Here is a 1,640-nt window from a genome sequence, read left to right as displayed (position 1 = left end):
TTGGAGTTTAGACTAAGCACAAATTTACTCAGCTAACGCTGAGTAAAAATTATGGTGGATTTAGAGAGAGCTGACCAGGTTAAATAATCGATTTTGACGAGTTTTGGAACCGACATGAACCCTTTTTGACCACAGGATAGCGGCATCAGGCGAGTGCGAGGTTTTCCTGTTTGCCATCCATCTGAATTTCCTCGCCGTTTGGGAGAAACAGCCGGACTTCCAATCCTGATTAAAAGTGGAAGCATTGATTGTACAACCCTTCCAGGTGTCAATTCAGGCAGAGATTTTTGCCGCCTGTAAACGGATTTCTCTGACGACATCTTTAGCTAACCATAATTGCCAGGTTAGCAAAGGCATCAAATCACTCCATCGTTCACACTGTTGGCTGAGTGCTTAGCTTCGGCGAGCCGTCCAATGCAAGGTTTGTGAGAGCTAACCGATACCAATGTTCGAGGGCGAAGCGACGTAGATACAGTTGCCAAATTTCTGCCAGAGATGGCATTTGGATACCAACCCAAACCAACCACAAAGGTTGACTATTTAATCGACCCGTTACAGTTTCTAAACCTTCGACTAAAATCAGAGTCATTGGATGTTTGGGACTGCCTCGAAAATGCAAGTCATCCCATTTTCTTAATCGGATTTTCCCCAGTTTGGGCTCGACAGATTCCAGAGTTTGTTCTGGTGTCCACCAGCTTTGAGAGTGGTTGAGCTTAAACTGTTGACCGTGAATTTTGGGCCTGCCTTTACCACTATAGGCTGCTCTTGTGCTGACCACAAGCCACGATTAGAACGAATACGCATTAGTTTATCAGCAGCGATCGCAGCGGTGGCTTTTACACTCTTGGGCACATCCATACTCGCTGTCAAATAAAGCGATCGGTCTATGCTGAAGATATGCACACAAAGCGTGCCAATTGTTCAGCGCCTTTACCGATTGGGTTGTCCCAACTGGTAATACGTTCATGTCTTAAGGGTAGTGCCCAACTCCCGCTCATCGTTGGTATCAGTGCGATCGTACTATATCAGGCGACCGATACCAACAGGTATACCGTGAGGTAAGGCTGTCGGTTGATGTTCATAGGTACGCTCTTTGAGGGTACGTGCATGGGGTCTCAACCATGCCGTAGGATCGATCGCTAATACGCTCACGTTCTACTTGTGACATCTGTTGGATGTACAGTTGCATCAGTTTTTCTCGGTCTGGTCTACAATCTTGCAGCGCTTCATAGACGCTGGACCACTCACGTCGAAACAAGGGATTGAGGGCCAAATCTCCTCGCGCATGAGACGTGGCGAGTCGTCATTACCGCATCTGCTAGTTCAAAGGTGGCGTCTTTGGCATTGCCTAGACATTCATAAGCAAGTTGACGAAATTCCCGTAATTGTTCTAACAGAGATTGCAGGTAGATTTGAGATTTTTAGCTGAATTCTCAATCTTCTACCCTTACGCTGTCTGTTGAAACTATCGCAGACAGTTTTTTTTGTTGCAGCAAGTCTCCGAGAACGTCAACGGTCGCTGGCATCTAGATTATGGTTGAGCCTGATAGGTTGTCGCCAGCGACCATTGCCGTTCTTGAGAACTGTGAGCTAGTCTCGCGAGCGATCGCACTTTTTGACCTGCTTAGTCTAAACTCCAA

Annotated in this window: 1 protein-coding gene; it reads right to left on the bottom strand. The window is 46.6% G+C overall.

The window, feature by feature from the left end:
• Positions 1-373: 373 nt before the first annotated feature.
• Entirely contained in the window at positions 374-778 is a 405-nt protein-coding gene (locus QT974_RS34165; RefSeq protein ID WP_333472788.1) for a hypothetical protein, read from the bottom strand.
• Positions 779-1,640 lie beyond the last annotated feature (862 nt).

This window comes from Microcoleus sp. BM001215392 (assembly GCF_036700185.1).
Classification (GTDB): Bacteria; Cyanobacteriota; Cyanobacteriia; order Cyanobacteriales; family Microcoleaceae; genus Microcoleus.
This window is presented reverse-complemented; position numbering and strand designations above follow the sequence as displayed.